Source organism: Halomonas sp. BC2, from assembly GCF_002078115.1.
In the GTDB taxonomy this organism is placed as follows: domain Bacteria; phylum Pseudomonadota; class Gammaproteobacteria; order Pseudomonadales; family Halomonadaceae; genus Vreelandella; species Vreelandella stevensii.
On record NZ_LFGT01000013.1, the window covers coordinates 3,469 to 8,712 of the forward strand.

The following is a 5,244-nucleotide window of genomic DNA, read 5'->3' on the forward strand; positions in this document are numbered from 1 at the left end:
AATTGCTGGAGCTGAACCAGTACATCTGCCAGCGCATTGATGAACTGCAAGAGCAGGAAACCCTGCAAGCCTTGAGTCAGTTGCGGGTGGGCCTGAAAGTGACCTTCGAAGGCCGGGAAGGCCCGGTGCTGGGGATCGTCACCAAGATCAACCGCAAGAGTGTGATTGTTCTGGCCGAGGACGGCACCAAACAGTACAAGGTCTCGCCGGAGTTATTAAGGCCTCTGCGTGACGTGAAGTAGGTCAACTACGTCGTGGAATGAACGCTTACGCACGAACAGCTGAGGCGCATTGGATGGGGAGTAGCGAGACTCTGCCGGGAGGGCAGCTGCTGAAGTGTGTGTCATGACCAGAACCTCCGGACATGACCGAGACCGCCCCCTCCGGGAGCGATGTCCCGGTCGGGGTGGGTAGTGAGGAAGGGTTACGCGGCGAAAAGCTGCGTGTGGATCAGCTCGTCGTGGCGTGCCACCAGCAGGTAGTCACCGTGCTGGCGGTCGCCTTGCACGACCAACGCCTCGAGCTCGAGAGCCAGAGGCTGGTGGGGATTCCCGCTGGGCGGGATGCGATGGTGAGCCAGCCGCACCGCCTGGGTCCCTGCCGGGTACCCGGACAGCTGGCTTGCCACGTTCTGCAGCAGCAGCTGGAAGCGTTCGATGGGAGTGACCCCATGCTCCGAGACCACGTGCTCTGCGACGTACATGCAGTCGTCCATGACCCGCTCGCTGATGCGGACCTTGCCCGCAAAGCCGTGGTCACGAGCCAGAAACGACATATCGTAGGATTTCATGGTGGATCTCCTGCGGTAGTGCACACAGGGGACACACCTTCCCCACCGGGGATGTGAATCCCCTGGTGGGTGATGGCACATAAGTGCCGAAGAAGAGATGCGGCATCCAACCCGGATGGGCAGCCTCGTCTCGGGATGCGCGAGGCCTTGGGAGGTGGCGTACCGCCAAGCGGCGCACCCTCGAAACGCCTGGGTGCTGGGGTGCCTCGGTTGGTGCCGGTCGAGACCACCGGGCCGCCGTAGGCGGCACTTGCATGAGTGAGCTTACGACACGAGCATGGAGAGTCAAGCGAGCTCATCACCTCGCACAGCAAAGCGCAGATTACTCACTACTCGGAACAACCAGTAGGACCCTACAGTTAGAAGCATTTGAGGGGCCGATTTCAATGGTTCAGGGGTTAGATATGCTTAGAGTAAGAGAATGGTGAAATATCAACTTTTTGCGGCTTCCCCTTAATCATGTTGGCAATTATTTCAGCAGTACCTGGAGCACCTGACATCCCATAATGTCCATGACCGAATGCATAAAAGATATTTTCATGAACAGGAGATACGTCAATTAACGGAATACTGCTAGGAAAAGAAGGCCTATCGCCAAACCAAACTTCAGATCCAGATGCAGAAAGATCAGGAAAAATTCGCTTAGCATTCCTCAACAATATATCTGCCCTTGACCAGTCAGGGAGAGCTCTAAGCCCAGAAATTTCCACTGTCCCTGCTAGCCTAAGGCCATCTTCCATAGGGGTAGAAAAAAACTTATAATCCCCTGAGACTATAGGAAAACTAGGCATAAAGTTTGGCGACACCAAATTAACATGGTAGCCTCTTTCATTTTCAAGCTTAACCTTGCTCAGGTCTTTTTTCATTAACTCTTTAGACAAAGCTCCCGCACAAATTACCACGTAGTCAGCTTCTAAAGCGCTCAACCTTGTAATTACTTTAACTCCATACTCTGAAGCGACTACTTCTTTAGCATGATCCTGAACAAAGTTGCCACCCATCTCTTCAAAAGCCTCAACCAAGGTATTGACAAGGCGATGAGGACTCACAGTGTAGCTAGCATCATTTATCAAAATCGCATATTTTACTTCTTTAGAAAGAGATGGCTCGACAACATTAACATCTCTATCAAAAAACTCCTCAAAACAAATCCCTGCCTCCTCACGAATTCGTTTAACAAAAAAATCCCCTTTAGAACTGGGCTTTTGTTTGAAAACATGAAGATGCCCAGTAGTCCTAATAAGATTGTTAAAATTTACTGTTCCCAGCATTTTTTTATACTGGTTTAAAACATCGTGATTTAAATCTTTAAGCGCTTTAGATGAATATGTAGAGCGGTCTTCACCTGACTCCATTATCCACCTTAACAGCCACGGAGAAACTTTAAGCAAGTGCCTCCAGCGAACAGATAGTGGACCATCACTATCAAACAACCAAGCAGGAACTTTTTTCCAAATACCCGGTATGGCCATTGGGATTATGGAAGCAGAGCTAATACCACCCGCATTACCAAATGAACAACCATTGCCTGGCTTAAGGTTATCCAACAAGGTAACAGAGTAACCTTCACAGGCCATCCGCAGTGCACAACAGCTACCGACTATCCCAGCACCAATTACTACGACGTTCTTTTTTTTCATAATAGAGTTATCAATATGGAAATACTGAAAAGCCTGGGGCGTTAAAGAAATAACGCCCCAGGGTGATTCGAAAATTACTTAGCAGAGTACCCTACAGCTTCTTCCAAAATTGGTGTAGCCCAGTCTTCTCCCATATCAGAAATTATCTCAGGCCATACCTGACTTCTTGCTACCTCTGCACTTTTTTCAAGCAATTCGTTAGAAACTTCAACAATCTCTGTCCCGGACTCAGCCAGGCGCTTTTCATTAAACTCTTGTGAAGACTCGGCCTGCTCCCAACGTTGTGACTCAAAATTTTCCGCAGCACTCAGAAGAGCAGACTGAGCCTCGCTACTAAGGTTGTCAAATGTGTCTTTATTGACCAACAAGTACCAGAACTCGAAATGAGTATTCTGAGGAATGTAATACTGAGTAACATCCCTCAATGAGTTATAATACCCCTCGGCACCAGCACCTATAGCTCCATCAACAACACCAGTTTGAATAGAAGTAAATGCCTCAGAGAATGGGAGCGGAGAACTAATATAACCCAATGCCTCACCTAGAAGGGAGAATGTTTTAAATGGAGGTACCCTGAGTTTCACCCCACCTTTGTCACTAACACTTTCCACTTCGACAGGCTCCCTATTCAAAGAGATCCCACCAAAATAGACAGGATAGCCTGCCAATACTTTTATATTTTGTTCATCATAACGCTCAGCAACTGCCTCGCGGATAGGGGAACCTGGCCCAAATATTTCCTTTGCTTGATCCCAATCAGATGCGAGATAGGGTAGAAGCCCAATTTGTAGCTTTTTATCAGCACTGCTGGAAATTGGTTGAAGTGCCATTTCCACGGCACCTACAGACACCCTCTCCTGAACTGTGGTGTAATCACCCAAAGAGCTTGCAGCAAAAACCCTAAAGTCCACATCATCGGTTTTAGATGTAACAGACTCCGCTAAAGCTTTCACATTCTGATCATGCTCAGTACCTTGCGGTCTAATGTGAGCTATTTTTAGCGTGCTAGCCATAGCACTAGTTACGTCGAGAGAAACAATAGCACCCAAAAAAATTGCGGAAGCTGTTTTAAGTTTCATGAGTTACTCCTGGTTTTTAATTATTCAACACCGGAATTTAGCTACTACTCAGTAGCCGAATAGGCCCGGAATGGCCATTGACAAACCGGGCCAATATGCTGTTAGAAGCGCTACCGGCATGTAGGCAAAAAACAGCATAATCATTGCAGGCCTGATAATTTCAGAAAACTTAGTATTACCAACCCTGGCAGCCAAGTAAAGAATGCTTGCATATGGAGGCGTAACACCGCCCATTGCTGTGCTAACACCAATTATCGCCGCAAACTGAATAGGACTCACTTCCATAGCTTGCATTAATGGCATAAGCAGCGGAGCGACGAGGATAATTGCAGTAATATCGTTAACAACCATGCCCAGCGCGAACAACATCAAACAAATTAACAGCAACAAGATATACTTGTTTTCGGATATTGAAAAAACAGCATCTACTAATTCCTGCGGCACACCATTCATGACAAACATCTGACTAAGAATCAAGCTAAAGAAAATCATGATAAGTATGGCGCCAACAGATGTACCTGCCTCTTTCCCTGCCGAAAGCAAGCTTTTGAAGCTTAATCCTTTATAAATGAGCCAGCCAACCGGTATGGCATATATCACTGCAACAGCAGCAGCCTCTGTAGGAGTCATTATTCCGCCATAAATCCCACCCAGTATAATCACCGGCATTAAAAGAGCAGGCGTAGCTGAAAAACTTCTCTTAGCTACAGAACTAACCTTTTCCTTAAGTGGCAACGGATCATCAAGAATAAGATCAAACTTACGCGACATAATAATATTAACAACAGATAAAAGAAAGGCGACCAACAGACCAGGGCCTAATGTTGCCAAGAAGGCTGCAAGTATAGATGTCTCTGTCACCCAGCCGAATATTATCATGGTAACACTCGGGGGGATCAAAAGCCCTAGAACGGATGAATTAGCTATGAGAGCCGCAGCAAAAGACCTGGGGTAACCTCGCTTTTCCATTTCTGGAATAAGCACAGGGCCGACAGCAGCTACTCCAGTCAAACCACTCCCAGAAATTGCGCCAATAATGCCACAGCTGACTGTGGCAACAACACCCAAACCACCTTTAATTCTTCCAACAAATTCGTTAACTAATTTTAGCAGGGCTTCAGCAATTCCACTCACACTCATTATGGTGCCGGCAAAAACATACAGAGGTATTGCAAGCAAAACAGGTGAAGAAATCTGTGCATAGCCCCAAAGCATAACGCCGTTCATCACAGCATCGCCCATCAGCACCATGGCCAGCATACCGCCAGCAAAGCAATAGGGTAGAGGCACCCCAATAGTTAACAGGAATACAAGCACACCAAGTGCAACTGCTGCTGACTCAAGCATTGTTAAGCGCCCCTTTCTTATCATTCAAGCTAACAAAGCGAGTCACTATATTAATCGCTGTAAACAAGCTCATTGCAAGAAGCCCTAAGAATAGTGCCGCATCTGAGTAAATTGTTGGCCAATACAGAACGGGGGTCATCTTCTCCGTTTTTAGAGAGTACATAAAGAAATCCCAAGCCCAAAAAGTAAGCCATGAAGCTATTGACAAACTGACCACATCAGATACAATTAGCTGGACCTTTTTTGCCCAATCGCTTTTGAGAAATATCTCCAAAACGTTCGCTCTTATTTGTTGGTCTTCTCGAGATGCATTTACACTGCCCAATATATATAGCCATAAAACAGGATACATCAACATATCCTGCATCCCCATGAATGATATTCCTAA

The 5,244-nt window shown here is 46.9% G+C and carries 6 protein-coding genes; 1 reads left to right on the forward strand and 5 read right to left on the reverse strand.

The features are described 5' to 3' along the window. Positions 1–242: hypothetical protein (locus tag B7L71_RS09955; protein WP_212636749.1), on the forward strand; the 242-nt coding region annotated here is incomplete at its 5' end. 182 nt (positions 243–424) lie between these two features. Here the strand turns inward: B7L71_RS09955 and B7L71_RS09960 are convergent. The 5 genes from B7L71_RS09960 to B7L71_RS09980 form a co-directional block, all read right to left on the reverse strand. Then, positions 425–790 carry a hypothetical protein gene (locus tag B7L71_RS09960; RefSeq protein ID WP_081137640.1) on the reverse strand — a complete coding sequence of 122 codons (366 nt, stop codon included), beginning with the start codon at positions 788–790 and terminating at the stop codon, positions 425–427. A 398-nt stretch (positions 791–1,188) separates the two neighbouring features. Further along, positions 1,189–2,430: an NAD(P)/FAD-dependent oxidoreductase gene (locus B7L71_RS09965; RefSeq protein ID WP_081137642.1), complete on the reverse strand. Its 1,242-nt coding sequence runs from the start codon at positions 2,428–2,430 to the stop codon at positions 1,189–1,191. Positions 2,431–2,504: 74 nt separating this feature from the next. Beyond that, positions 2,505–3,509 (reverse strand): TRAP transporter substrate-binding protein DctP, encoded by a 1,005-nt coding sequence (gene dctP, locus B7L71_RS09970; RefSeq protein WP_081137644.1) that lies wholly within the window; start codon positions 3,507–3,509, stop codon positions 2,505–2,507. Positions 3,510–3,557: 48 nt separating this feature from the next. Further along, positions 3,558–4,856, reverse strand: coding sequence for a TRAP transporter large permease (locus B7L71_RS09975; RefSeq protein ID WP_081137646.1), 1,299 nt, complete (start codon positions 4,854–4,856; stop codon positions 3,558–3,560). After that, the coding region (locus tag B7L71_RS09980; protein ID WP_212636750.1) for a TRAP transporter small permease at positions 4,849–5,244 on the reverse strand (396 nt) is incomplete at its 5' end. The genes B7L71_RS09975 and B7L71_RS09980, both read right to left, overlap by 8 nt.